Annotated in this window: 17 protein-coding genes; 11 read left to right on the top strand and 6 right to left on the bottom strand. The window is 51.5% G+C overall.

The annotated features are described in order from the left end of the window. The first annotated feature begins 519 nt into the window (after positions 1 to 519). The 5 genes from ACFQ0N_RS21600 to ACFQ0N_RS21580 all read left to right on the top strand — a co-directional run bounded on the left by ACFQ0N_RS21600 (position 520) and on the right by ACFQ0N_RS21580 (position 7,596). Positions 520 to 2,154 carry a type 2 periplasmic-binding domain-containing protein gene (locus ACFQ0N_RS21600; protein ID WP_379330049.1) on the top strand — a complete coding sequence of 545 codons (1,635 nt, stop codon included), beginning with the start codon at positions 520 to 522 and terminating at the stop codon, positions 2,152 to 2,154. Between the two features lie 90 nt (positions 2,155 to 2,244). Then, a complete protein-coding gene (locus tag ACFQ0N_RS21595; protein ID WP_379330047.1) occupies positions 2,245 to 3,165 on the top strand; it encodes an ABC transporter permease in 921 nt (306 codons plus the stop codon). Between the two features lie 16 nt (positions 3,166 to 3,181). Then, the gene (locus tag ACFQ0N_RS21590; protein ID WP_379330045.1) at positions 3,182 to 4,072 is read left to right on the top strand and encodes a carbohydrate ABC transporter permease; all 891 of its coding nucleotides are present in this window, start codon (positions 3,182 to 3,184) and stop codon (positions 4,070 to 4,072) included. A 136-nt stretch (positions 4,073 to 4,208) separates the two neighbouring features. Then, the gene (locus ACFQ0N_RS21585) at positions 4,209 to 5,981 is read left to right on the top strand and encodes a cache domain-containing sensor histidine kinase (RefSeq protein ID WP_379330043.1); all 1,773 of its coding nucleotides are present in this window, start codon (positions 4,209 to 4,211) and stop codon (positions 5,979 to 5,981) included. Continuing rightward, a complete protein-coding gene (locus tag ACFQ0N_RS21580; protein WP_379330041.1) occupies positions 5,956 to 7,596 on the top strand; it encodes a response regulator in 1,641 nt (546 codons plus the stop codon). The genes ACFQ0N_RS21585 and ACFQ0N_RS21580 overlap by 26 nt, the downstream gene beginning before the upstream one ends. A 360-nt stretch (positions 7,597 to 7,956) precedes the next feature. Here ACFQ0N_RS21580 and ACFQ0N_RS21575 read toward each other — a convergent pair whose 3' ends face one another. Genes ACFQ0N_RS21575 through ACFQ0N_RS21555 form a run of 5 tightly spaced genes read right to left on the bottom strand, consistent with a single transcriptional unit; the run spans position 7,957 to position 15,531 of the window. Next, positions 7,957 to 10,266 (bottom strand): helix-turn-helix domain-containing protein, encoded by a 2,310-nt coding sequence (locus tag ACFQ0N_RS21575; protein WP_379330039.1) that lies wholly within the window; start codon positions 10,264 to 10,266, stop codon positions 7,957 to 7,959. 15 nt (positions 10,267 to 10,281) lie between these two features. After that, positions 10,282 to 12,093: a heparinase II/III domain-containing protein gene (locus ACFQ0N_RS21570; protein WP_379330037.1), complete on the bottom strand. Its 1,812-nt coding sequence runs from the start codon at positions 12,091 to 12,093 to the stop codon at positions 10,282 to 10,284. Between the two features lie 12 nt (positions 12,094 to 12,105). Next, positions 12,106 to 13,695 (bottom strand): extracellular solute-binding protein, encoded by a 1,590-nt coding sequence (locus ACFQ0N_RS21565; RefSeq protein ID WP_379330035.1) that lies wholly within the window; start codon positions 13,693 to 13,695, stop codon positions 12,106 to 12,108. Positions 13,696 to 13,740: 45 nt separating this feature from the next. Then, positions 13,741 to 14,604, bottom strand: coding sequence for a carbohydrate ABC transporter permease (locus ACFQ0N_RS21560; RefSeq protein ID WP_379330033.1), 864 nt, complete (start codon positions 14,602 to 14,604; stop codon positions 13,741 to 13,743). Between the two features lie 18 nt (positions 14,605 to 14,622). Continuing rightward, the gene (locus ACFQ0N_RS21555; RefSeq protein WP_379330031.1) at positions 14,623 to 15,531 is read right to left on the bottom strand and encodes an ABC transporter permease; all 909 of its coding nucleotides are present in this window, start codon (positions 15,529 to 15,531) and stop codon (positions 14,623 to 14,625) included. A 272-nt stretch (positions 15,532 to 15,803) separates the two neighbouring features. Here ACFQ0N_RS21555 and ACFQ0N_RS21550 point away from each other — a divergent pair, with 272 nt between their 5' ends. Next, the gene (locus ACFQ0N_RS21550; protein ID WP_379330028.1) at positions 15,804 to 16,610 is read left to right on the top strand and encodes a response regulator transcription factor; all 807 of its coding nucleotides are present in this window, start codon (positions 15,804 to 15,806) and stop codon (positions 16,608 to 16,610) included. Further along, the gene (locus ACFQ0N_RS21545; RefSeq protein WP_379330026.1) at positions 16,607 to 18,379 is read left to right on the top strand and encodes a sensor histidine kinase; all 1,773 of its coding nucleotides are present in this window, start codon (positions 16,607 to 16,609) and stop codon (positions 18,377 to 18,379) included. Before ACFQ0N_RS21550 ends, ACFQ0N_RS21545 begins: the two co-directional genes overlap by 4 nt. On the opposite strand, the gene ACFQ0N_RS21540 is transcribed toward ACFQ0N_RS21545, so the two are convergent. Then, complete coding sequence (locus tag ACFQ0N_RS21540) at positions 18,360 to 19,298, bottom strand: cache domain-containing protein (RefSeq protein WP_379330024.1); 939 nt, start codon at positions 19,296 to 19,298, stop codon at positions 18,360 to 18,362. The two genes, ACFQ0N_RS21545 and ACFQ0N_RS21540, sit on opposite strands and share 20 nt — an antisense overlap. A 133-nt stretch (positions 19,299 to 19,431) precedes the next feature. On the opposite strand from ACFQ0N_RS21540, the gene ACFQ0N_RS21535 reads away from it, so the two are divergent. From ACFQ0N_RS21535 to ACFQ0N_RS21520, 4 genes are all read left to right on the top strand, one after another. Next, on the top strand, positions 19,432 to 20,850 hold the full coding sequence (locus ACFQ0N_RS21535) for an ABC transporter substrate-binding protein (protein ID WP_379330022.1): 1,419 nt from the start codon (positions 19,432 to 19,434) through the stop codon (positions 20,848 to 20,850). Between the two features lie 79 nt (positions 20,851 to 20,929). Beyond that, positions 20,930 to 21,805, top strand: coding sequence for a carbohydrate ABC transporter permease (locus ACFQ0N_RS21530; RefSeq protein ID WP_379330020.1), 876 nt, complete (start codon positions 20,930 to 20,932; stop codon positions 21,803 to 21,805). Between the two features lie 18 nt (positions 21,806 to 21,823). Continuing rightward, positions 21,824 to 22,702 carry a carbohydrate ABC transporter permease gene (locus ACFQ0N_RS21525; RefSeq protein WP_379330018.1) on the top strand — a complete coding sequence of 293 codons (879 nt, stop codon included), beginning with the start codon at positions 21,824 to 21,826 and terminating at the stop codon, positions 22,700 to 22,702. 35 nt (positions 22,703 to 22,737) lie between these two features. After that, a complete protein-coding gene (locus tag ACFQ0N_RS21520; protein WP_379330016.1) occupies positions 22,738 to 25,110 on the top strand; it encodes a right-handed parallel beta-helix repeat-containing protein in 2,373 nt (790 codons plus the stop codon). Positions 25,111 to 25,147: the final 37 nt, after the last annotated feature.

Below are 25,147 nucleotides of genomic sequence, written 5' to 3'. Positions count from 1 at the left end.
AGCTGGATTACGAGCTGAGCATCCTTTTTTTAATAGCACAGAATGTGGCCTAATCTAACGGATGCCACAGCCGCTATTTGCGAAAATTCGACCGATTTGAAATGGTAACGGAACTGTGAGCCCCTATTTGATGATGATGAGCCCGATTTCGCAAGAAAACGTCGAATTAAGATCGCTCACTTCCGCTAGATTTCAAAAAGGAAGGTAATTGACGAAATAAGGTCCGTGGCTTCCGTATATGATGAAATCACTTTGCAGGCGACCCTCCTTCAGAGCTTTTGCCCCCTACACTCCGGTGTTAGAAGAAAAAACTTGGCGATAGCACCAAGGACGGCGTCAGCCGTTTCTTCTCAATTGTTGAAGTAAGAGTGCAATGAATTTGTCGGGACGTTTCGACACAGCATTGTTATAATGGATGTCATCAGAATCCTATCTGAATGTCATGATCCTTTCCTATTTTTCATCCAGGACATATATTATGATAATGAAAACGGTTGCAAATCAAAGGGAGGTTTTCAGATGAAAGCATGGATGACAGGTGCTGCCGCTATGCTGGCCATTAGCCTGGTAACGGGCTGCAGCAGTTCAACAGGCAGCAATGCAGAAAAGAATGCTGAAAAAGAAACAAATACTCCGAATAATACGCCAACAAAAGACAATGCTCCAAAGGATACGGCAACGTCAGAGAAGCTTACACTGAAATGGTTTGTGGACGCGCCCAACAATTATGCGCTGCCTGGCAAAGATAAAGATTTTATAAAACAGGCGATCGATGAGAAGTTCAATGTAGATTTGCAAATCACTCATATGCAGCTTGGCGACGATTACTCCAATAAATTGAACCTGTTAATTGCCGGGGGCGATATGCCGGATATGTTTATTACCGACGGCGCTTCCTCCAACAAATACATTTTGGACGGCGTTCCGGTTGATCTGACGAACTATGTGACAACAGCAACAATGCCTAATTACTTCAAATGGGTGAAAGAGGATGAACTGAAGCGTTACCAGGTTCAGGATGTGTTCAAGCGGGCGCCGATCCCGTTTGCGAAGCAGCAATACATCTCCTATTATGTGCGAAAAGACTGGCTCGATAATTTAGGGCTGCCGATGCCGCAAACCTATGACGACATGATCAATGTGATGAAAGCCTTTACCGAGCAGGATCCGGACGGCAACGGCAAGCCGGATACATTCGGCTTTACGACAGCGGGCGGCGGAACAACGGTTAGCCTGGAGTGGCCGCAATACGGCAAGAACGGCCTTTACGGCGCATTTATGCTGCAGGATGGGCAGTTTATTGACTCGCAAAGCGATGCCCGGATCGGTGCTGTCATCGACGATATCCGCAAAGTGCTTGATATGAAGATCGTTGACCCGGACTGGTTCCTGCAAAAAGCGCCGGAAAACGTCAACAAAGCGGTCTCGGGCAAAGCGGGCATCGTATATGGAGCAAGCAAAGCATTTGCTTTCGACAACCATCCGGACAGTATTCAGAAGCGGACAAAGGAAATTTTGAAGGATGACGCAGCCACAGCTGAAAAGGTGGATTGGCAGCCATTCCATCCGTTCGCCAGCGAAGGCGTCGGTTCTGAAATTTTGCCGGGCAATGCTTTCATGTTCGGAGCAACAACGCCGGAAAACAAAATTAAGCGCAGTATAGAAGTGCTCGACTGGCTCGCCAGCGAAGAAGGCTTCCTGCTGACGCATTATGGTCAAGAGGGCGTTCATTACACGAGAGAGGGCAATCAAATCCATATTAATAATGAAGCGTTCCAGAAGGATATTGTCGAGCAAGGCAATTTCACTGGCATCTATGGTGCGTTTACACCGGATGAGCCTGAAGTGCTGGGACTGGAGAAAATGGATCCGAATGAGACCGACCGCGATCGCGAAATTGTGAAAAAAGTGAAATCCTACAAATATATTGCCTCGATTGGCGGCAATGTGGCACCGCCTACCGGGCTTGATCTGGGGGCCTTCCGCGCGCAGATGCGCAAAGTGGTTTCCCAAATGCTGCTGGAGGATAAAGATTCGTCAAAATGGCCGGAGTATCGTGAAGAGCTGATGGGTAAATATAAAGGCCAAGATATCTTCAGCTCCTACGCGGAGCAAGTATCGAAAATTCAAGGCCAAACGTACACGTTTAAATAGATTTGATGACGGCGGCGGAGCCATAAGGCTCCCCGCCCTTATTCAAACCATACAATCTTTGCGACTGCTTAAAGCAGAAAGGAGCAAGCGATGAATGTGAGCCGCATGAGCCCGACATGGAAAACGGTTTTCCGGTTTCGTTGGTTCTACTTGATGATGCTGCCGGGAATTGTCTACTATGTGCTGTTCCATTACGCGCCTATGGGCGGTCTGATTATAGCATTTAAGGACTACAACTTGATGAAGGGTATATGGGGAAGCCCCTGGGTTGGCTTTGATAATTTCCGGGAGCTGTTCGATACGCCAGACTTTCCGATTATTTTGCGCAATACGATCATCATCAGCATTTACCGGATCGTGTTCAACATGCTGCCTGACATTTTGCTGGCGCTGGCGTTGAATGAGGTTCGGGTCAGATGGTTCAAGAAGATCGTACAAACGATTACGTACGGACCTTATTTTTTATCGTGGATTATCGTCTTTGGCCTTGCCTTCGCTTTCCTTGCGCCCAATTCCGGGCTCATCAGCACCTGGTTCCGGGATAACGGCTGGGGCTCGATCGACCTGCTGACCAATAAGGATTTTTTCCGGCCACTCCTCATTTTATCTGATTTATGGAAAAATACCGGCTTTGGCGCCATCATTTATTTGGCCGCATTGGCGGCGATCAACCCGGAGCTGTATGAAGCGGCTGTCGTAGACGGCGCCGGACGCTGGCGGCAAATGTGGCATGTTACGCTTCCCGGCATTCGCGATGTTATCGTGCTGCTGCTTATATTGCGGCTCGGCAGTATTTTGGATGCGGGATTTGAGCAGATCTATATCTTTGCAAACGCGCGCGTGTACGAGGTTGGCGACATTATCGATACATGGGTATTCCGGCGCGGCATCGAGCAGTTGGATTTTAGTGTGGCGGCGGCTACCGGCTTCTTCAAATCAATTATCGGATTTACACTCGTTCTTTTGGCGAATAAGCTGGCCAAGCGTTTCGGCGGCTCCGGAATATGGTAAGGAAAGGGGCATTACGATGACATTTCTTCTGCATAAGACGAAGTGGGACAGAGTTGTTGATGTGATGATATATATTGTGCTGGGGCTGTTCGCTTTATCGACTCTGTTTCCGCTTTACTACGTCCTGGTGATGTCGATTACACCGTTTTCTGAGGTGCTCAAAAATGGCGGCTTTGTCGTCATACCGACCAAAATTACCTTTGACGCTTACTCGCAAATCTTTTCCAGCCCGCGTATACCGCAGGCGCTTAAAATTTCGGTCATTATTACCATTGTCGGGACAGCGCTCAATTTACTGGTGACCACTTTGCTGGCCTATCCCTTGTCGAAAAAAACGATGCCAGGGCGCAACTTCATTTTGCTCGGTCTTGTATTTACGATGCTGTTCAGCGGCGGCATGATTCCGACTTACTTGATCGTGAGCGGGCTTGGCTTGACGAATACGCTTGGAGCGCTGATCATTCCCGGACTGGTCTCCACGTTCAATATGCTTATTATGAAGACTTATTTTGAAAACCTGCCCTCTGAAATTGAAGATGCGGCGCATGTCGACGGCTGCGGCGATCTCGCCACTTTGGCCCGGATTATTTTGCCGCTGTCGATGCCGATTATGGCGACGCTCGGCCTGTTTTATGGCGTAGGCCACTGGAATACTTACTTTGGCGGCATTATGTACTTAACCGATAAATCGCTCTATCCGATTCAAGTCGTGCTGCGCAATATGATTCAAACGCCGAATGTCAGCCAAGAATTGCAAATCGTCAATGCGGCCGCAATTAATACATTGCCGCCGGAGACTGTGAAGATGGCGACTGTCGTCGTATCGATATTGCCGGTCATGCTGGTATACCCATTTTTGCAAAAGTATTTTATTAAAGGGATGCTGATTGGCGCTGTAAAAGGCTGACAAGCAGGAGTTCCGGCTTTCCAGGACGAATACGCTTTATAGGCGTACTAGGGAGGCGAAGGTTATAGCAGGATGGCTGAGTTATGGCAAAAGGTTGTTTTTTCAGTCAACACAAGTCAGATTAACGAGCTACTTTTTGCTCATTCTCGTACCGCTTGTCGTTATTAGCTTGTATGGGGTCTCCAAGTCGCGGACGATTTTGGAGAAGCAGGTTAATGAACAAATGAACAGCGCCATGCAGACGGCAATGGCGTATATCGATCAGACGGTGAACGCGATTGCGGAGCTTGCCATTCTTTTTTCAACCGATCCGGGTTTGAATCAAAACTTGTTATACGAGGGCAACGAGCTGACGAACTCGGCTATCTTGGATTTCCAGAAGGTACTTGCGCAAATATCCAATGTAAACGGAATCAATGCCTTTATTTCGCATGTCGATGTTTATCATGGCGCTTCCGGTATGCTGGTCTCCTCCAAAATTGGCGGGCGAACCGAGCCCGGTTACCGGCAGCAGGCCTGGTATCGGCAGGCGGTGGAGCAGAAGAGCAAGCAACAATACTTTTATTTATCGCGGGAAGAAGCGGGCATAGCGGCAACTGATACCCTTTTTAGCGATAATGATGCGTATATCGTCCGTTTGATGGATATGTTCGGCAGCAACCGCAGCAGCCGCAGCAATGTGCTGCTCGTCGCCATTAAAAAGAATGAGCTGCTCGCCTTGTTGAAAAACTTGCTGCAGACCGAAGGGGATCGCGTGCATCTGTACGATGAAAGAGGCAGACTTGTCGTCTCTTCAGTTGGGCAAACAGCAGGCAGCGGCAAAAATGCACACGCCGAGCAGCAGTTTCGTACGGCTACAGTCGGCGGCAAGCCTTATATCGCTGCGACAGTCAAAGGAAGAAGCTCGGGCTGGATGATTGAGCTGGAGCGTCCGCAAGCGGCAATTTATTCGCAGACCGATCAGCTGCGGCAGTTTATGTATGGCATTATTGCGGTTAGCATTGTTTTGACATTGGTGATTTCATGGGTTGTTTACCGCGGGATTGCTGCTCCATTATCGGCTATCGCCCAAGGTATGAAGCAAATTCGGTTAGGAAATCTCAATGCGAAGCTGGCGGAAGGGCGGCAGGATGAATTCGGTTTTTTGAACCGCTCCTTCAATGAAATGGCGCGGGAGCAAAAGCATTTGATCAAAAATATTTATGAGCAAGAGCTTATGCGGGCTCAATCGGAGCTGCGATTTTTGCAATCGCAAATTAATCCGCATTTTTTGTATAATACGCTGGATGCGATCTACTGGACGGCTAAAAATTACGATGCTCACGAAATAAGCGATATGGTGTACAATTTATCGAAGTTTTTCAGGCTCAGCTTAAGCAAAGGAAAAGAGATGCTGACCGTCTCCGAGACGATCGAGCATTTACAATATTATTTGCGGGTGCAGCAGCTGCGTTATATGGATGTATTCGAGACGCGGTTTGAAATCGATCCGGACAGCCGGAATATGCCGATATTGAAGCTGATCTTGCAGCCGTTGGTAGAAAACGCGATTTTGCACGGATTGGAGAAAAAGCAAAGCGACGGCTTGTTAATTGTCCATTGCTCGCTGCAGGAAGGGTATCTTTGTATAGAGGTGCTCGATAACGGCAAAGGGATGTCTGCCCAGCGGCTTGCAGAATTACAGGAGCATTTGCGCACGCTTGACGCCGATACGCTGCTGGCCGTCTCGGAAGCGAAAAGTGCGGCGAAAACTTCGTACGGATTATGGAATGTGAAGGCCAGATTGAAGCTGCATTACGGCAAGGCTGCCGACATGGAGATTGACAGCAGGGAAAATGAGGGAACGACAGCTACGATACGGATTCCGATAGGAGGACGTGACGATGAATCTGATGATCGCGGAAGATGAAATAAGACTGCGCACAAACATCGCTAACTATATCCCATGGGATGAACATGGCATTGAAGTCATTGCCTTAGCGGAGAACGGCCGAGAGGCGATTCGCTTGTTTGACCAGCTGCGTCCGGATATTGCGCTGCTGGACATTCAGATGCCGGAAGTGGACGGCATTACTGTAGCCAAGCATATTGCCGCTAAGCAGCCGCAGACGAAAATGATCATTTTAAGCGGTCATGACGATTTTAGCTTTGCGCAGCAGGCGATTCAGCTCGGTGTCGTAAAATATTTGCTCAAGCCGGCAAGTGAAGCGGAGCTGCTGGAAGCGGTGCTTGAGGCGCGGGACAGTCTGCGGGAGGAAAGGGCGCTCCATTACAGTCAAGCGGAGCTGCAGAGCCGCTGGGAGGAGCATTTGCCGCGCTTGCGCGAACTGTTCTTTCAAAGTCTCGTGTCCGGCAAATATGACCGGATGGAAATCCAGCGCAAAAGTAAGGAGCTCGGCATCGCCATCGAGGGGGCTGACGGATTTGCCGTCGTGGTGCTTGATCCCGATCCGCTGCCGGATACAGGAGAATCTTTTACCGCCAAGGATACGGCCTTGCTGCAATTTGCATTGAAGAAGCTTGCCGAGGAGCACCAGCTGCAAGCTGAAGGATGTGTCGTATTCCCCGATTTGGAGGGAAGGACGGTGCTTCTGTTTGAAAATAAAGGCGGCGCGGCCGGAGATGCATTTCTCGGAGAGGTGCAGCAGCATGCTTCACGTCTTCTTGGGTGTGTAGAAGAGGTGCTGAAGGTAACGGCAAGTGCGGGCATCGGGCTCGTGAGCGGTGAGCCGGAGCTGATTTCCCGCTCGTATGAGCAGGCTTGTCGCGCTTTGCGTGAACGGGTGCTGTACGGGCTTGATATTGTTATTCCTTTTCGCGAGGAGGCTTCTTCAGAGGCAAGCATGCCGTACGATGCGCTCATCGAAAAACGGCTGATGCATGCGCTGGAGGCGGGCAATGCCGACCTGGCGAAAAAAGCGATCGACGAGCTGATCGTGCGCGGAATCGGTTCAGCGGGATCAGTAGATGAGGTGTTCGAATATGTGCTTTACTTTTTCAGTCTGCTCGTGCGCACGATACAGGGGCAAGGCTGGCAGGTCCGCGAAGCATTGGGCGAGTATGCGGACATGCTGCGCCAGCCGGACAGGCTGACGACGAAGGAGCATATTGTCCGCTGGCTCCACGGTTCAGTCGAACGTATTTCCGCCTATGTGAAGATGCGCAATGCGACTCACTGCCATGAGGCGGTGAGAGGAATGCTGGCCTTGGTAGAAGAAAACATGGACGAAGACATTTCCCTGCATACGATTGCCGAGAAGCTCTACGTCAATTCCTCCTATCTGTCGCGGCTGTTCAAGCAGCAGATTGGACAATCGTTCTCGGATTATGTGCTGGAGCGCAAAATGAAGCTAGCGATGAAGGGGCTGGCCGACGGCATGAAGGTTGTGGAGGCTGCAAGGTTGACCGGGTACCGTGATGTCAGCTATTTTATCAAAGTGTTCCGCAAGTATTGGGGATATACGCCTGGCGAGGTGAAGCAGGGACAAGAGATTCCCGCCGGACGTCAGGCAGGTCAGGGATGAAGGGGGCGGGCGCCTTCCCTGTCTTTTGCAACCGATAGCGATCAGATAGAAGGGCTCAACCTTAAAATCTGATCTCGACTTCCTTTGCCCACAACTAACTGGATTTTATGCAGGTAGAATACCCAGAACAGACGATTTATGCAGTCTAACTGGAAATCATCCAGCTAGTTCGGGCCAAATCGAGTCTATCCATCTCTAACTCCCATTCTAACTGTAGGTTTTCCATCTAGTCCGACGATCTAGCGAACAAAACAAAAAACTAACCGTAGAAAATCCATTTAGTCGGCCAATATGAATAAATCCCCAGCCAAACGGGGCTATTCTGCTCCTGTCCAAGGACGGCGCTAGCCGTCCCTCCTCCTAATTCCCCTGATTCCGCTGATCGAGCCGATATTTCCCTGGCGGGATGCCTGTCATCTGTTTGAAGACACGGGTAAAGTTTTGGGTGCTGGCGTAGCGCAGCCGCTCGGCGATTTCCTTGATCGACATATCCGAATAGGTGAGCCATTCCTTAGCTTTGTTCATTCTGAACATGATGACATAATCGATAAAGTTCATGTCCATCACTTCTTTGAAGTAGCGGCTCAAATTGTACGATTGTACGTTAAGCTGCTCCGCTACGAGCTGCAAGGACAGATCGGATTCGAAATGCTGCTGGACATATTGGGTTGTCTGACGAATAAGCGACTGCTTTTCAGCCGGGTTCAATGAGCCGAGATATTGCCTGATCTTCGGGAAAAACGTTTGCTGAAACCATTCAGTATATTCGGCAATTGATTTATGAGAGTAGACCCATTGATAGATTTCATCCCCGAACAGGCGCACCAGGTCAGTGCCGCTCTCTTCCAGGATGCTGTCGACATCTCCGATAAGATGGACGAAAAAGCTGTTCGCCTGAGGAGAGTTGGAGGCCGGCTCCAATACGGTCGTGACGATGTGTGAAAATTGTGCTTCTGCCGCTTCCAGATCCCCTTCGGCGAGACGGGAGAGCAGCAGCTTCTTGTTTTTGGCCAATGCCCGGTAAGTGAGCAGCGTTGGCTCCATATGATCCAGATTGTCATTGAATATGGTGCGATTTTTTCCAATCCAGAAGCTGAGATGGTGCAATTCCTGCGCCTCCAAATAGCCGCTATGAATTTGTTTCAGATTATCCCTTGCGCGGCAGAACGAGATCGTCACCGACCAGCCGAAATACATATCGATTTTGTCGCGGATTTTATCGCATATTTGCTGCAAAATCATCTCCGATTCGGAGTCTTGCGAGTTTGCATTATAGATAAAGGCAAACTTGGCTGTTTCCTGAGAGACGACAAAGCATGGCTGATGCTCTTCGCAAATCTCTTGAATGGTTTTGGACAAGGCGTACATCATGAGTGCCCGGTCTCTGCCAATATACTTCTGTTTAAATTCGATAAACTGGTCAATGGCAATGACACAGACGTAGTAGTATTTTCCGCCGAGCGGAATATCATATTTATTCGCTTGCTCAAGAAAGGATTGCTCGGATATTTCGCCATTTAACAATTGCAGAAATACATATTCCTTCATCCCTGGCAGCCGATTGTTCATTTCCTCTTGCAATTTTTGTGTCAGCTCTTGCGAGCGTTGAATATAGTCATCGATGGTCTGCAGCACATCATGCTTCTGCTTGCTCTGCTGATTGATTTTGACCGCCAGATGCTTAAGCGGGTCGAACATTTTTCTGGAACCAAAAAACGAAATAATAGTCCAGATGATCGCCAGGCCAGCAACGAACAGCCACGTCATTTGACTTAATGCCCGCGATTTTTGCATCAATTCGTTCATCGGAGTAAGCGCCATATACGTCCATTGGTTCATGCTCGACTGCTCAAGGGAGAGCCGGTAGCGCGTATCGTTAATTTGAATAATGGTGCCGGGCCCGTTGCCCAGAAAAGGCTCGAGATCCTGGCCGACCAAGGTATGGAATTTTGAGCCGATTTGCGTTTCATTCTGGCTCATCACAATACGCCCTTCATGGTCGATAATCATCAGCTGGCTGCCATGGCTAAGCTTGAGTGATTGGAAAAACTGGTAAAACCGCTTGGCATCGACCTCCATGACAAGCAAGCCCTTGGCCGGCGCAGCCGTGCTTTGAATCGGGCGCACTAGAATAAGCTGCTCTTGATCGGGATATACCTTAGGCGGTACGACGACATAGCGGTCAATCACCTTGGGCAATGCCTCAATTATACTGCGATAAGGAAATTCCAGTAATGGAATAATGCCGTAGCGGCTTGAATAGACGTAATCATATTTGTTGTAAACGAGTGTAACATCGTAATTGATGTCGGAGTAACTGCGATAGTTTTTCACCCGTTCGAGCATGTCGAGCGTCGTTTGCAGGGCAACCGGATTGTCCATGGAGATGCCGACGTCCAGTGATTTTTCGATTGTCATATCATTCGTAATTTGCAAAGAAGCAAACTCGATGTTGTACAGAAAGGTATCAACCTGATATTTCAATTGCTGCAAGGTAAGCTGCTGCTTCTCATCTACTTCATGCTGGATTGCCCGCTTGGAAAACGTAGATGAAATGAGACCGAACAGAAGAACCGGTATGACACTTAATAAGATCGAATAAATGAGCAATTGCCGATTATAGGGCAGGCTCCATTTACTCTTAAGCGTATGTGCAGGCTCTTTTGACATCGGCGCGCGCTCCTTTTAGAGGGAATTCAAAACGGTTTTTATAGACGGCGGCGTCCATTCCACGGCCGGCTGCCAGCAGAATGCCCAATTCCAGCGCGACTGTCCTGTCGGCAGCTCTCCGTTATGAATCAAGCTAAGGGAGCCTCTACTGCCTTCATGCCGCTGCAATTGCCCGGCGGTGACCGGGAGCTGCTGCTCTTGGCAAAATAAGCCGATCCACAGAGTATGCCGTCCGTCACTAAGACGGCCCCAGCCGGCTGCGAAGGACCAGCTCAAATAAGTGCCGCCTAGCCAAGTATAACAGATTGACCGCTCTAGCCCCTCGTTTTGTATAAAATCTTGGACAATAATTAGCCGCTTGCCTTGTTGGCTGCCCTGACTAAGCCGAACTGAACGAGTCAGGCGTAAGTCCGGCAAAGAATAAGCCTGGTCAAGCATGATGTCAACGCTTTCATTCGAAAATCCAACGAGCCGCGCTTTATACTCTGACTGGGAAAGGCCATCAATGACCGGGACATTATGCGCATGCGGGCCAAGCGTAAAATCGCGTTCAGCGCCTTCCCGGTATTGCTGATAACCCGGATCCGTAATCCACCATCGTCCCGCTGTCCCGATAACGACATGACCGCTATCCAGATGAAGATGATGCTGCGGATAACGGCTGGCGCTGACCGCAGCCAGCAGATCATGCTCTTGCCAGCCGGTGCGTAAGGTCATTGCTTGCGGATGCTCATAGGCAAGAGGCAGAGGCGGCGTTATTGACGGAACAGGAGCCTTTTCATCGAGCAACTGCAGCTGCAGCCGGAGCATAATTGCCGAAGCTGGCATACGTGCCGGCGGCAAATGCTGTGCATGCCAGCGAGCAGCGGTATCCTCTGTATGCTTGGCGACTTGCATGACGACATTGATCCAGAAGCCCATCTCGGCCTCGCTATCTCCAAGCGGAGCCTGAAGATCGAGACGTCCAGGCAGGGCGAGGTGCAAAGAGCTGTGAGCAAACCGGATTAAGCTGGCATGCAGGCTGGAATCCAGCGCCGCTAGCCGCTCTGACCAAGTGAGCCAGCTGAGCAGCGTCTCCAGCCAAAAGCCCTCATAAGCAATCCCTTCGGAATAATGCTTGCTGGCAACACCATCAGCCCATACACGGAACGCTTGCATCGTCTGGGCTGCAAGTTCATCGGCAACAGGAAGCTTTAGCGCATCACATAAATGTGTCGTGCTTATAAGCAGAATAAGTTTAATATTGTGCAATTGCTCCAGCGTAATGGCTTGCCCCGCAGGCCAGACCTTCCGCACATAGGGCAGCAGACCGCGTTCGAGCAGCTTGGCGGCGGATGCAGCTGTGCGGGCTTTGTAATGCTCATCCCATCCGGGCTGCTGCAGGGCATAGGCCAGATAGGAGGCAAGATGGCCTGTGGATAACTCTGCTAGACCGGAGCGGCCGCTAATGGTATCCCAATGATACGTCGCTGCGAGCTCTTGCTGAAAGAGCAGCCATGCGTCCTCATCCTCGTAATAGTGCCAAGCTGCGAGCAAAACGTCCCAGCGCTCTCTGAGTGTCCAGAGCAGCCAAACATTCCAAGGGTATTCCGCGAGGTGCGGAATACCCTTAGGCATCATGTCTGGAAGCCGAGCGAGCGGGAGCGGGTATGCGAGTGTGTAGCCTATGCGGTAAAAATAGACTTGCAGCTCTTGCTTTTCTTTCTCTTGCAGGATCCGAATTTGCAATTCAGCTTCATAATCGGCTTGACACCATTGCTTTAATTCTGGCTGCAGAGCAGGGAAAAGCTCATAGGCAGCAACATCATAACGAAAATGATTTTTCATGGATACCGCTCCTTATTTCGCTGCATCTCGCTCCGCAATGCCTGCGTTGATTTCCTCGACAAGCTGTGCTCCGCCGCGATCCATCCATTCCTGAACCATTTGATCCCATTCCGCAATCGGGCGATGGCCGGCGATCATTTTCGTCTGCTCGCCGATCAGATATTTGTTCAGCTCGGCTCCTTTTTGCGAGTTCGTCTCGGAGTAGACGCCGTAGCTTGGATCGTCGTACGGATCGCGATTATAGGTTTTTTCCATCTCGTCAATCGAGTGGATGAAGGCCTTCATTTCTGCGCTTTTATACGTTTTTTCATATTCGTTCGCATCATTGCTCGGCGCCCACGGATTCCAGTATTCGTGGCGATGCAGCATATATTGCACCGGAGCGATAGCCTCCCAGCCTTCTTTTTGGACAGGCAAGCCGTCGATCATCTCGTAGCCTTCCTCGCCGCCCATGAGCCAATCGAATTTTTCATTATCAGGCGTGCGCTCGGACATCGGAATAAATTCACGGCCATAATCCATAATCTCGAGTATTTTATTAATTTTCTCCGGCTGATCTTTCAGCTTGGAGGATAGTGCGAGCATGCCGAGATAGCCAGGCCCATTCAAATTTCCTTGCTTGCCGTCAGGCGCCTCGAAGTATGGAATTGATACAAGCTTCGCTTCCGGGTTTACACTTAGCAGACCAGTGTAGTAATCCTCGATCATCCCTTTAGGGGTCCCGATGAAAATACCGGCATTGCCGGAGTAGAACTCCTTGTTCACTTGCGCCCAGTTCAAGGCAGCGAAGTCCTTTGTAACAGCGCCTTCCTTGTAAGCTTGATGCAGCGTTTCGATTACCTCTTTGCGGCCTTCGGAGATGGTGCCGGGAATGTACTGACCTTTATCGTTTTTATGATACCAGGCACCTGACCAGTAAGCGCCCATATTGTGCCCAGGATTAATATTTTCGCCGAGCGCGAAGCCGTACGTGTCATTCTTGCCGTTTTTATTTGGATCGTCCTTCGTGAAGGCGATCGCGACCTTTAGCAATTCTTCATAGTTCGTCGGCATTTTGAGGTTCAAATTGTCGAGCCAGTCCTGACGGATGAGTCCGCTAAAGGTGTACGTTGGCGAATACATCGGAATCGCATACAGCTTGCCATTGACTTTAAACTGATTCAAAATCGATTCGGGAATATTTTTAAGCGTTTCATATTGACTGACATAGTCGTCCAATGGCAGAAAGGCGCCTTGCTTTGCCCATTTATAGAAGTTGGAATCCAGCTCCGTAAGTGCCGTTACGTCAGGCATATTGCCGGATGCCATCACGACCCCTAATTTGTTTTTATAGTCCGATTGGAGAATGAACTCAGCTTGAATATTTGCATGGAATTTTTCCTTGATCGCTTCGACACCCTTGCTCTGGCTAGGCGGAAAAATCGTATAGGCGAAATTCATAAAGCTGATGTCGATCATTTCATTTTGCTTATCGGTTGCTGGCGACGGCTTCGTTTCATTTCCTTGGCTTGCAGTCTCTTTTGGTTCCGTATTGCAGGCTGTAAGGAGCAGCGCAGACAAGCTGGCAACTGTCAGTAAACGCATTGTAGTGTGTCGTGGCATGGAAAGAACCTCCCTAATGATCATTGTAGTTAAACAAAAGCGGTGTTAACCTTTGACCGAACCGAGCATCACCCCTTTCGCAAAATGCTTTTGCAGGAAAGGATAGACGATCAAAATTGGCACCGTCGCCAGCAGGATGGCCGCCATCTGGATCGTTTCGGCAGGCGGAGGATTCGTAAGCACTTGCTGCTGCAAAGCATTTGAATCGTTGACGATAACAATTTGCCGCAATAGCACTTGAATCGGCCATTTGGATGAATCGCTAATATATAGAATACCTGTAAAATATGAATTCCAGTGCGCTACCGCATAAAACAAACCGAAGGTCGCTAATGCCGGCTTCGACAACGGAAGGATAATCGTACGAAAAATTGTGAGCTCGCCTGCCCCGTCGATATGAGCAGCTTCTGACAGCTCTTCCGGAATGCCGCGGAAAAACTGGCGAAAAATAATTAAATTCCACGGGCTGATCAAAATCGGGAGCATAAGCGCCCATGTCGTATCCAGCAGCCCGGTTGCCCGCACGACCAGATAGGTCGGAATGATGCCGGCACTGAATAAAAAGGTGATCAGGACACCAAGCATAAATGCTTTTTGTCCATAGAACGATTTGGATAGTCCGTAAGCCATCGTCGTTGTGAATAGTAAATTTAGCAATGTCCCAATAACAGTAATATACACTGTAACACCGAGCGAGTGAATAAACCGGTCATTAGATAAGATGTGACGGTAGGCGTCGGTGACGAATTTCTCCGGCCAGAGCAGCAGCTCATTGCTGAGATAGCTCTCTATGGAGGAGAAAGAAATAGTGAATATATAAAGGAACGGGAAGAACATTGTTAATGCAATAATAACAAGCAGCAGCGCGTTAATGCCATTAAAAAATCGTTCCCATTTTGTGACGATCATGTCTTGTGCCTCCTTCTCTTAATAAATGCCTTCTTCGCCAAATCGCTTGGCAAGTTTATTCGCTGCAAGGACAAGCACAAGGCCAACGACGGACTTGAATAGTCCGACCGCTGTAGCAAAGCTGAAATCTGCCTGCTCAATTCCTTTGTAGTACACATAGGTGTCGAGGACATTGCCGATATGATCGACGTAAGGATTCAACATGAGAAAGACTTGTTCAAATCCGTTGTCCAGAACGGTGCCGAGGCGCAAGATAAGCAGGATAATGACCGTGCTGCGAATGGCAGGCAGTGTAATATGCCAAATACGGCGGAAACGATTCGCGCCATCGACGATAGCCGCTTCGTACAATTCAAGATTCACGCTTGTAAGCGCAGCCAAAAATACGATTGTGCCCCAGCCGGATTCTTTCCAGATGACTTCAAGTACGAGCAGCGGCTTGAACAGCTCAGGCATTTGCAGGAAAGGTATCGATTCGATCCCGAACCAGCTGAACAGCATCTGATTAATGAGGCCATCACTGCGCAAAAACATCGTAACGATGCCGACGACTACAACCCAAGATAGAAAATGCGGCAAGTAAACAATCGATTGAATAAAGCGTTTGAACGTTTGATGCTTTACTTCATTTAACATGAGCGCTAACAAGATCGGCACCGGGAAAGCAAAAGCGATTTGTAAAAAAGAAAGAATGACAGTATTATAGAGCACCTGCAGCACATCAGAGTTTTCAAAAATGCGGGCAAAATGCTCAAAGCCGACCCAAGGACTATAAATGAATCCTTCGAATGGATTGAACTTTTGAAAGGCGATGACGGAGCCAAGTAATGGGACGTATTTATAAATTAGGAAGTATAACATGCCTGGAATAATGAAGAGGTAGGCGTACCTGCTTTTCCAGATTTGAGTAAGGGGATATTTGAGCATTAGCGGTCTCCTTTCTTTGCGATCCTGTTGTTTTGGCCAGTATAAAAGGAAACCTTGGAAAGCGACAGTTTCAAAATATACGAGCGCTGTAAATGAGGAAACAGGCTGCAAAAAAAGAAACAATACCTGGCCGAAATGCAGGCGGCATCCATTTGAGATCAGACTTGTTCTGTTGACAATCATTCCGGCTATCACTAACATAAGATTGAATGCAAGCATTCTCCCAAAGAAGAAGAGGATGCAATTTAAGCGAACAGCATTGGGGGAGCGTCATGATAAGAGCAATGGTTGTCGATGACGAGTATTTGGTCCGCATGGGTCTTCGGGCCACGGTCGATTGGGAGGGACTTGGCTACGAAGTGGTGGGAGAAGCCGCCAACGGAGTGGAAGCGCTTCAAAGCATAGAGAAGATGCAACCGGATCTTGTCGTCACCGATGTAAGGATGCCGCTTATGGACGGAATCGAGCTGATGCGTGAAGTTCGGAGAAGGACCGGCACAACGCGTTTTGTTGTCGTTAGCGGCTACGAGGATTTCGCTTATGCCAAGGGAGCGGTCGATTACGGCGCTTCGGGTTATATTCTAAAGCCAGTGGACAATGGCAAGCTGGAGGAGTTGCTGGCCAAGCTGGCCGGAGAGATTCGCCAGGATTCGCTGCTGCAGCAGCTCTATCGGGAGCGTCTGCTGGGACGGCTGGTTGTGGCACTCCGCCAGGCGCGCAACCGGAAGGCTGCACAGTCCCATTTGCTTGTCGAAGAAGCGGTTCGTGAGATCGAGGCGCGCTATATGGAGGAATTGAGCGTCAATCAGTTGGCTGATCGGCTTCATATCAGCCCATATTATTTGATGCGGATATTCAAAGAGTACAAAAATAAGACGATTAACGCCTATTTGACGGAATACCGGATTCATATGGCGAAGCTGTTGCTGCAGGATCGACGCACGAAAGTGTACGAGGTGGGCGCTAAGGTGGGCATACCCGATCCGAAGTATTTCAGCCAATTGTTCAAGAAGCATGTCGCGCTCACGCCGAAGGAATATCAGCGGCAAGCGGCGCTGCCGGGAGGGACGGAATCGTGATCGGCCCCGGCCGGATGAAGTTGCGCACGAAGCTGCTTCTTGTGCTGTTGCCTGCGCTGCTGATTTTCTCCACTGTAATACTTCGTGGTACCGAGAGTTACTTGCAAACCCGCATGAAAAATACGATCGACGAACAGATGGCAGTCAATTACGAGAAGATAGGCAACAGCATCGAGCTGCTCGTTCAAGGGGTGAATATGCTGTCGATCCGGTTGCTGACCGACCAGAAAATCTACAACCTGCTGAACAGCAAGGAGCGGAACAAGGAAGATAAGCAAGCTGCTCTGAACGGACTGCTGGCGGAAACCATCATTGATTGGAAGGTCGTCGGCAAACTTTACATCGAGACTGAAGACGGAGCGATATACGAATACCCGGCTTCGTCCTCAATCGGGGAACTAGAGCGTTCGTTTCTCGAACGCGTTCGCTCGTCTCCAACGCCAGTCTGGGGCGGCATCAGGAAGGACGAGCAAGGGGCGGCCTATTTGCAGCTTGGACGAAAATTCCAGAACTTCTATACCGGGCAGCAGCTGGGGGTTCTCGTGGTGGACATCCGGGAGACGGCTCTTTATGAATTGATTCGGAATACGATTCATCCTTGGGGGTACTCCGTGCTGGTTGACGGAGACCGTATTATTTCCGCTGGCGACAAGAGCAAACTGGGAGGCGTGCTCTACGACTGGACGCCGGAGGGGGCGGCCTGGGCTTCATTCGACGATAACGGGAAGCGGATGCGGAAAATTCAGCTGGACGGGGGTCCGTCTTATGCCGTTTCGGCGTATCAGCTGTCCGGCGCCATGGAGCAGATCGGCGTTCACTGGGCGATTGTCAATGTCGCATCCGAGGACAAAATGTATGCAGGTATACACCGGATGAAGAACTTTTCTTCTTGGATCCAAGGTTTTCTGCTGGTTGCGGTGCTCCTGCTCTCCTTCTATCTATCGGCCATGACGCTCAAACCGCTGCGCGGGCTGCTCGGAAAGATTCGCAGGTTGGGCAAGGCAGGAGCGGACGAGTCCAATCGCATCGAGTCGCCGCAAGGTTTCGAGCATCAGGGGGACGAGTTGCAAGTGCTAGCCCACAGCTTCGACAATATGGTGGTGCGGATCAACGAGTTGATCGCACACAACAATGAATCCAAAGACAAGCAGCGGGAATCAGAACTGATCGCCCTCCAGGCGCAAATCAACCCTCATTTTCTGTACAACACTCTGGATGCCATAGGCTGGATCGCCAAAATTAATAGACAGACGGAGATTGAGCGCCTTGTACTGGAGCTGGCCAGCTTCTACCGGCTGAGTCTGCATAAGGGGGACAAGTACATTCAGGTCGGGGAAGAACTTGGCATTGTAAAAAGCTACGTGGCGATCGAGAACATCCGTTACCCCGATAAATTCGACGTGGTCTATGAGGTGGATGAGCAAATATTGGCCCTGCCGATGCTGAAAATTATTTTGCAGCCTCTATTGGAGAATGCCATTATCCATGGCATCGGGCCCAAGTCCGGCCGCGGGCGGATCGTGGTCCGGGGACAGCATCAGCCCGGTGCGCTGCAGTTCGAGATTACGGACGACGGGATCGGTTTCGATTCGGACAAGCTGTCGTACGCAATCCCGAAAACCTACAGCGGAAGAGGTTACGGCATCGCCAACGTGGACGAGCGCATCAGGATGGAGTACGGGCCGCAGTTCGGTATCGTGATCCGCAGTGTACAGGGTCAAGGAACGACGGCAACCGTACTGATCGGTCTTAAGGATGAAAGGACTTGAACCCTTTCATCCGCAAGTAAAGCCTGCTCAGCGGGGCAACGATCAGCCGCTTCGCCAATAGGCCGGCAGCTACGGAGAACAGCAAAAAGAAGCCGGTGACCGCAAGCAGAAACCGCTGCAAATCCGCCAAAGGTTTGCGAACCGCCGATTCGGACAGCCGTGCAGTCAACACCAACCCGGAGTTCTCAATCGGATAATCGGCGGTGAAGAAAGCGCCGGTTTCCTGCAACGGCAAGTTTCGGCTGCTGGCCAGCACTTGTCCGCTCCCGTCCATAATGCCTACGCCCGCGCCGTGCAGCAGGGCGTTTTTTGTTTCGAAGAAGCGGAACAGGTCGGCCGGAACGAAATCGACGACTACGTAAGCGGACACGTTCGCGGAAGAATGATTCAGTTTGAGCGCCATGGTCATCACGCCGTCGCCGCCATACTTGCCGTTGTAAAATTCACGTACCTCCGCAGCGTCTCGCCAAAACCATAGCGGATCTTCGATCGGAGACACGATCCAGGCCGCGAATGCCGGTAAAGATTTCAATTGTTCCAGCGAAGGGGGATTGGACGTCAAACTCGTCGTATACGTCGGACCGCCGGATCTGTAAAGCGTCACCCCTTGCGCGTGCAAGGTTGAATTGACGACCAGACTGTCCAACTGGTGGGGGAGCCGGGAATTGTATTCGGGGCTGTCAAGCGCCCGGCGAATCGGCGGGTTGGAGCCGATCATGCGGAACATCTCCAAGATGTAGTTCAGATCGTGCGCCAAATTGTCGGAGCTGCTCTTGAAATAGCTGTCGAAGACGCTGCGCGCTTGTTCCGTCATCGTTTTTCCGGCGTAGAGATAGGCGAAGGTGCCGATCAGGAGCGTGGCGAGCCATAGCGATCCAGTCACGAGCAGGACGATCCGGACGGTCAAACGGCGGAACATGTCGAAAACCTCCTTGTATGTCACAATGAACAATGGGCAGGAATTTAGAAGAAATGGCATGTTTGATTCCTATTCATGTGAGCAGCCGTCACACTATAATAAAAGCAATTCTACATAAGGGGGAAGTAATAACTTGAAAGCGTTATTGAAAACGTCGCTGTCGGCTCTAGCCGTTGCAGTCATTGTAACCGGGTGCGCATTGAAAAGCAATAGTGGAGGGGACTCATCCGGCCAGGCCGAGAGTGGTGAGTCAAAGAACGGAAATGAAACCGTTTCCTTCGTCAACGGGGACTGGCCGCAGACAAACGATCAGTCGCTGCCGCAGTACGAGAAGTGGAAGGCGGAGTTCGAGACCGCCAATCCGGACGTGACCATGAAGACGGAGCCTTACCCGTACGATGCCAGCACCTTTTTGCCTAAGGCGGAAAGCGGCCAGCTGCCCAACCTGTTCGGCACTTATTTCACGGAACCGCAAAAAATCATCAATGCCGGCTATGCAGCCGACTTGACTGACGTTATGCAGGAATATGGCTATGACAAGGCGCTGAATCCCGACATGCTCGAACTGGTCAAAAAGGATGGGCGGACCTACGGCTTTCCGGCGAGCGGTTACTATATGGGATTATGGCTGAACGTCAAGTTGTTCGAGCAGGCGGGTCTGGTCGACGAAAACGGCGTTCCGCGATTCCCGAAAACGTACGAGGAGCTTGCGCTTACGGCGAAGACGATCAAGGAAAAAACGGGCAAGGCCGGCTTTTTCTTCCCGACCAAGAACGGACAGGGCGGCTGGCAGTTTATGAACATTGCCTGGTCGTTCGGCGCCGAGTTCGAGAAGCAGGTAGACGGCAAATGGAAAGCCGTCTTCAACAGCCCCGAAGCGGTTGCGGCGCTTCAATATGTCAAGGATTTGAAGTGGAAATACGGAGCGCTGACAGACAACAATCTAGTGGACGTCAGCGACTTGTTCAGGATGATCGGCACCGATCAGGTCGGTATGGGTTTCGGAACGGCGGATTGGGCCAACCAGCCGATTAATGACTACAAGATGAGCAAAGACGATCAAGCGATGGCGGCGATACCGGAAGGGCCTAAGGGAAGATATTCCCTGATGGGCGGATCGCTGTACATGTTCTCCAACAAAAGCACACCCGAACAGATCAGGGCGGGGTTCAAGTGGCTGAAGTACCGCGGAATTTCGCCGGATACCTCGGCGGAAGCTTTGAAAGTGTTTGAAGAATCGCTGGCGAACGACAGCAAGCTGAATCGTGTTGTCGGTCCGCACAGCATGTCTTTGTGGGTCGATCCGGACGTCGTGAAAGCGCAAAATCAGGTGCGGGACAAATACGTCAACGTCAACATGGCGCTATGGGACGACTACATGAAAAACGAAGGCGTGACGATCCGCCCGGAGGAGCCGGTCAATTCGCAAGAGCTGTACAAAGCGCTTGACGTCGTCATCCAGGCCGTTCTGACGAACGAGAAAGCGGACCCGCAGGCGCTGCTCGATCAGGCGGTAGCGGATTTCCAGCGCGATTATTTGGACAAAGCCTGAGGCCAGGCGGCGGGCTTCCCTTGTGAACGGGATCGGGCGCGCGGGAAGCCCCTCATGAACAATGAATGGTGGAATGATAATGAGACTGACAAGAAGGCTATGGCGGGACATTCCCGTATGGGGGCTGGTCATGCCAAGCCTGTTTTTATTTATCGTGTTTTCCTGGCAGCCGTTAGTGTCCGGCCTCTATCTGTCCTTCTTCAAGACGAAGGGGTACTCGGCGGAACGGTTCGTCGGTTGGCAAAATTACATCGAAGTGCTGCAAAATTCCGAGTTTCGGCAGACGCTGCTGAACACATTCCTGTATGTGGGCTGGTCGCTAGTTATCGGCTTTTTGCTGCCGATCTTCATCGCGATCGTGATTAACGAGATGTCCCATCTGAAGAGCTGGTTCAAATTCGCGGTCTACTTCCCCGTCATCGTACCGGGAATCGCCGCCGCCATGATGTGGATGTTCATCTTCGATCCCGGGGAGGGAGGCTTGCTCAATCTGCTGCTGAATCGAATCGGCTTGGGGCCGCTGTCTTGGCTGCAAAACCCGCATATGAGCATTCCGCTCATCGTAATTACGATGACCTGGAAATCGTTCGGCGGGTCGGTCATTCTGTATCTGGCCAGCTTGCAGGGCGTCAACCGGGAGCTGTACGAGGCGGCGTCGCTGGACGGGGCAGGCATCAGGCAGCGGCTGTGGAACATCACGATTCCGCAAATTTCCTCTATTATCGGCATCATGTTTATTTTGCAGATCATCTCCGTATTTCAGGTCATGTACGAACCGCTTACGATGACCGAAGGGGGACCTAGCAATTCCTCCATGTCGCTGATGCTGCAGAGCTACTTCTACGCGTTCCGCTACTTCGATGCAGGCAAGTCGATGACGGTAGGCAGCATGACGTTTGTGGTACTGCTCGCGCTTACCTTCGTCTATTACAAAATCAATCGGAGAGCGGAGTAATACCAGGAGGTGATCAAAATGAAAGCGAATTCGGAAGGTATCATCGGGGTTCAGGATATGAAGCGGCTTCGCGTAAAGACGCTCTACTGGGCGCTGTTTGCGGGCATGATGGCGGTAGCGGTCGTCTGCCTGTTTCCGCCGGTGTGGCTGCTGCTGTCGAGTTTGAAGGATGTGAAGGAATTTTTCGCCGTTCCGCCCACAATTATACCGCGCTCGTTCGAGACGGACAAAATCGTGCGGACGTGGCAGGATTACAAATTTTTGCGCATCTATGGCAATACGTTGCTGGTAACGGGTGGAACGCTCGTCTCAACGATCGTCTTCAACGGCGTCACCGGCTTTGTTCTGTCCCGGCTGAAGCCGGTCGGCAGCGGGGTGCTGATGACGCTTGTGCTGTGGACGATGCTGCTCCCCAATACGGTCGGTATGGTCGGCGTGTTCAAAAATCTGGTGCAGTTCCCGATTCTCGGCCTCAATTTGACCGACTCGTATTGGCCGTTGTGGCTCATGGCGGGGGCAAACGCGTATTTCATCCTCATTTTCAAAGGCTTCTTCGACGGCATTCCTCAGGCGCTGATGGAAGCGGCGCGTATCGACGGGTGCACGCCTGTCGGACTATTCGTCCGCATCGCGCTGCCGCTCAGCAAGCCGGTGCTGTGGGCGGTGTCCATTCTAACGGTCAACAACGCCTGGTCCGATTTCTTCTGGCCTTATATGGTGCTGAAGGACAACCGGCTGTGGACTGTGATGGTAGCGATTTTCAATCTGAAAGGGACCGTTCCTATGGACGTCATGTTCGTCGCGCTCGCGTTGTCGATCCTGCCGCCTGCGGTTCTATTCATCTTCTTCCAACGCTTCATCGTACAAGGGTTTACGTTTAGCGGTATTAAGGGTTGACAGTGTTGATCTTGAAACCAAAGGAGCGGATGATCATGCGAAACAGAAGGAGATGGTTCGCCGGGGCCCGCGTCTGTCTGGCAGGACTACTGGTGTGGCTGGGGATCGGGTATGCCTGGCTGGCCGCCCAAGCCGCCGGAGGGTCGACGTATTACGTCGATCCGGCGGGCAGCGACACCAATAACGGGCTGTCGGAGGGAACGGCTTGGGCGACGCTGGCGAAAGTTAATGCGACGACGTTCAGTCCGGGCGACCGCATCTTGTTCAAGGCTGGCGGCACATGGACCGGCCAGCTGTGGCCGAAGGGATCGGGCAGCGCGGGCAGTCCGATCGCCGTCGACCGTTACGGCAGCGGCAGCACCCCGGTAATCGCGGGCGACAATACGGCCGATCCTGCCATTACGGCGGCGATCAAGCTGGAGAATCAAAGCTACTGGACCGTGCAAAACCTTGCGGTCACCTTCGATACGTCCGCGAGCGACAACTGGCGGCGCAGCGGTGTTTACATCCACGCCAGCGTGCCTGGGACGTATCGAAGCATTCATCTAAAAAATCTTGACATTTACAACGTCAAATCGATCTCTTGCTGGGAATGCACGGACGGCAACGGCCAGCCGGCCGGCGCCTTCAACAACGCCGCCATATTCGTCATGACGGAGGAGGATCCGAACAATTATGGGGGCTCGCCGAATCCCGTCATCGACGCGAAGTTCGACGATCTGCTGATTCAAGGCAATTATATTCACGATTCCACTGGCATCGGCATTTTGATGATGAACCGCTTTGGGCCGATTACGGCTGATCCGGAGCTGAATTTCCACTACAGTACGAACGTTCATGTGATCGGCAACACGATTCGGAACATCGGCCGGGATGGGATCGTGATCGGGGGAGCGGACGCGCCGGTCATCGAATACAACGCTGCCTATGATCTGGGTCATATCAGCCGGCACGGCGTGAGCGACCAGCGGCTCATCGCCGGCATGTTCGCCTTTGTCAGCCGCAATCCGCTGTTCCAGTTCAACGAGGTGGCGCGAATCGCCGATCTCGGGCCCGGCCAGGACGGCGAGGCGTGGGACAATGACTGGGGCAATACAGGCACGACGACGTATCAGTATAATTACAGCCACGACAACGCTGGCGGCATCATCCTGCAGCAGGAGAATACGCGTACGAACTGGCTGGTCTTCCGCTATAACATCAGCCAGAATGACGGGGCCGGCACGGATCTGGGCGCCCGCTTCCTAATCGACAAGCCGGGCGTACAGGCCTACAACAATACGATCTACACGACAGGCAAAATACAGGCGTATTGCCAGCTCGGCGATCCGAATGCCGTCTGCGGGAGAGACCTGAAGCAGAACGTTTACTTCTGGAACAACCTGTTCGTCGCAAACGAAGGCCGCTTTGACGGCGATTATAGCTACGATTACAACGTATTCGCGGGCTTCACCGGTCCGGCGGACGCGCACAAGCTGACGGCGGATCCGCTGCTGCAGGCGCCGGGGACCGGCACGGACGGCCTTGCCTCGGTTGGAGGCTACAGACTGGTTTCCGGCTCGCCGGCACTCGCAAGCGGTACGGCCGTCTCCTATAACGGAGGACGGGATTATTGGGGAAATGCGGTCCCGGCAACCGGAGCGCCGAACAGAGGTGCTTACAACGGCGCGGCCGTCGGCCCTGCGCCTTCTTCTGCACGCAACGATTCCGAGCTCGAATATGCCGGCTCTTCCTGGGGCGTGTCAGGGAACCGGGGCGTCGGCGACTACCGGGATGACGTTCATTATGCGACAGGGAACGGCGATACCGCCAGCTATATGTTCACCGGCGACGGGATCGATCTGGTCGGAGAGACGAACAGCGATCAAGGGCTTGTAAACATCTTTATCGACGACGTCTTCGACAGGACGATCGATACGTTTTCACCCGCCCGTCAGGCACAGCGCCATGTCTACGTCAAGCGGGGTTTGCCGCCGGGACCGCACACGCTGAAGGCGGTGAAGCAAAGCGGCTCGTATATGACTGTGGACGCCGTTGTTGTGCCCGCCTATGTGAACGATACGGATTCCGCCTTCGTCTACGAAGGCGCCTGGCAAGCATCCGGACAGCGGGACGTCGGCAATTACGGCAACGACGTTCACTATACGGCAGCGGCCGGCGACAGCGTCGAGTTTTATTTTCACGGCAGCGGCGTCGATCTGCTCTCGGAGAAATCGGGTGTGCAAGGCTTGATGGATATTTACGTGGACGGCGTCTTTCGCCAGCGGGTCGATGCGTATACGGGGGGAAGCCGCCAGACGATGAGCCCGGTCTATAGCATAAGCGGACTGCCCATCGGCTATCACAAACTGAAAGCGGTTAAAGCGAGCGGGACGTACATGATTGTGGATGGAGCGGTCGTGCATTGAGATGGTATTTTAACAAGTTAAAGGAGGAAAGTTCGGT

The organism is Paenibacillus sp. GCM10027626 (assembly GCF_042676285.1).
GTDB lineage: Bacteria > Bacillota > Bacilli > Paenibacillales > Paenibacillaceae > Paenibacillus_Z.
This window is presented reverse-complemented; position numbering and strand designations above follow the sequence as displayed.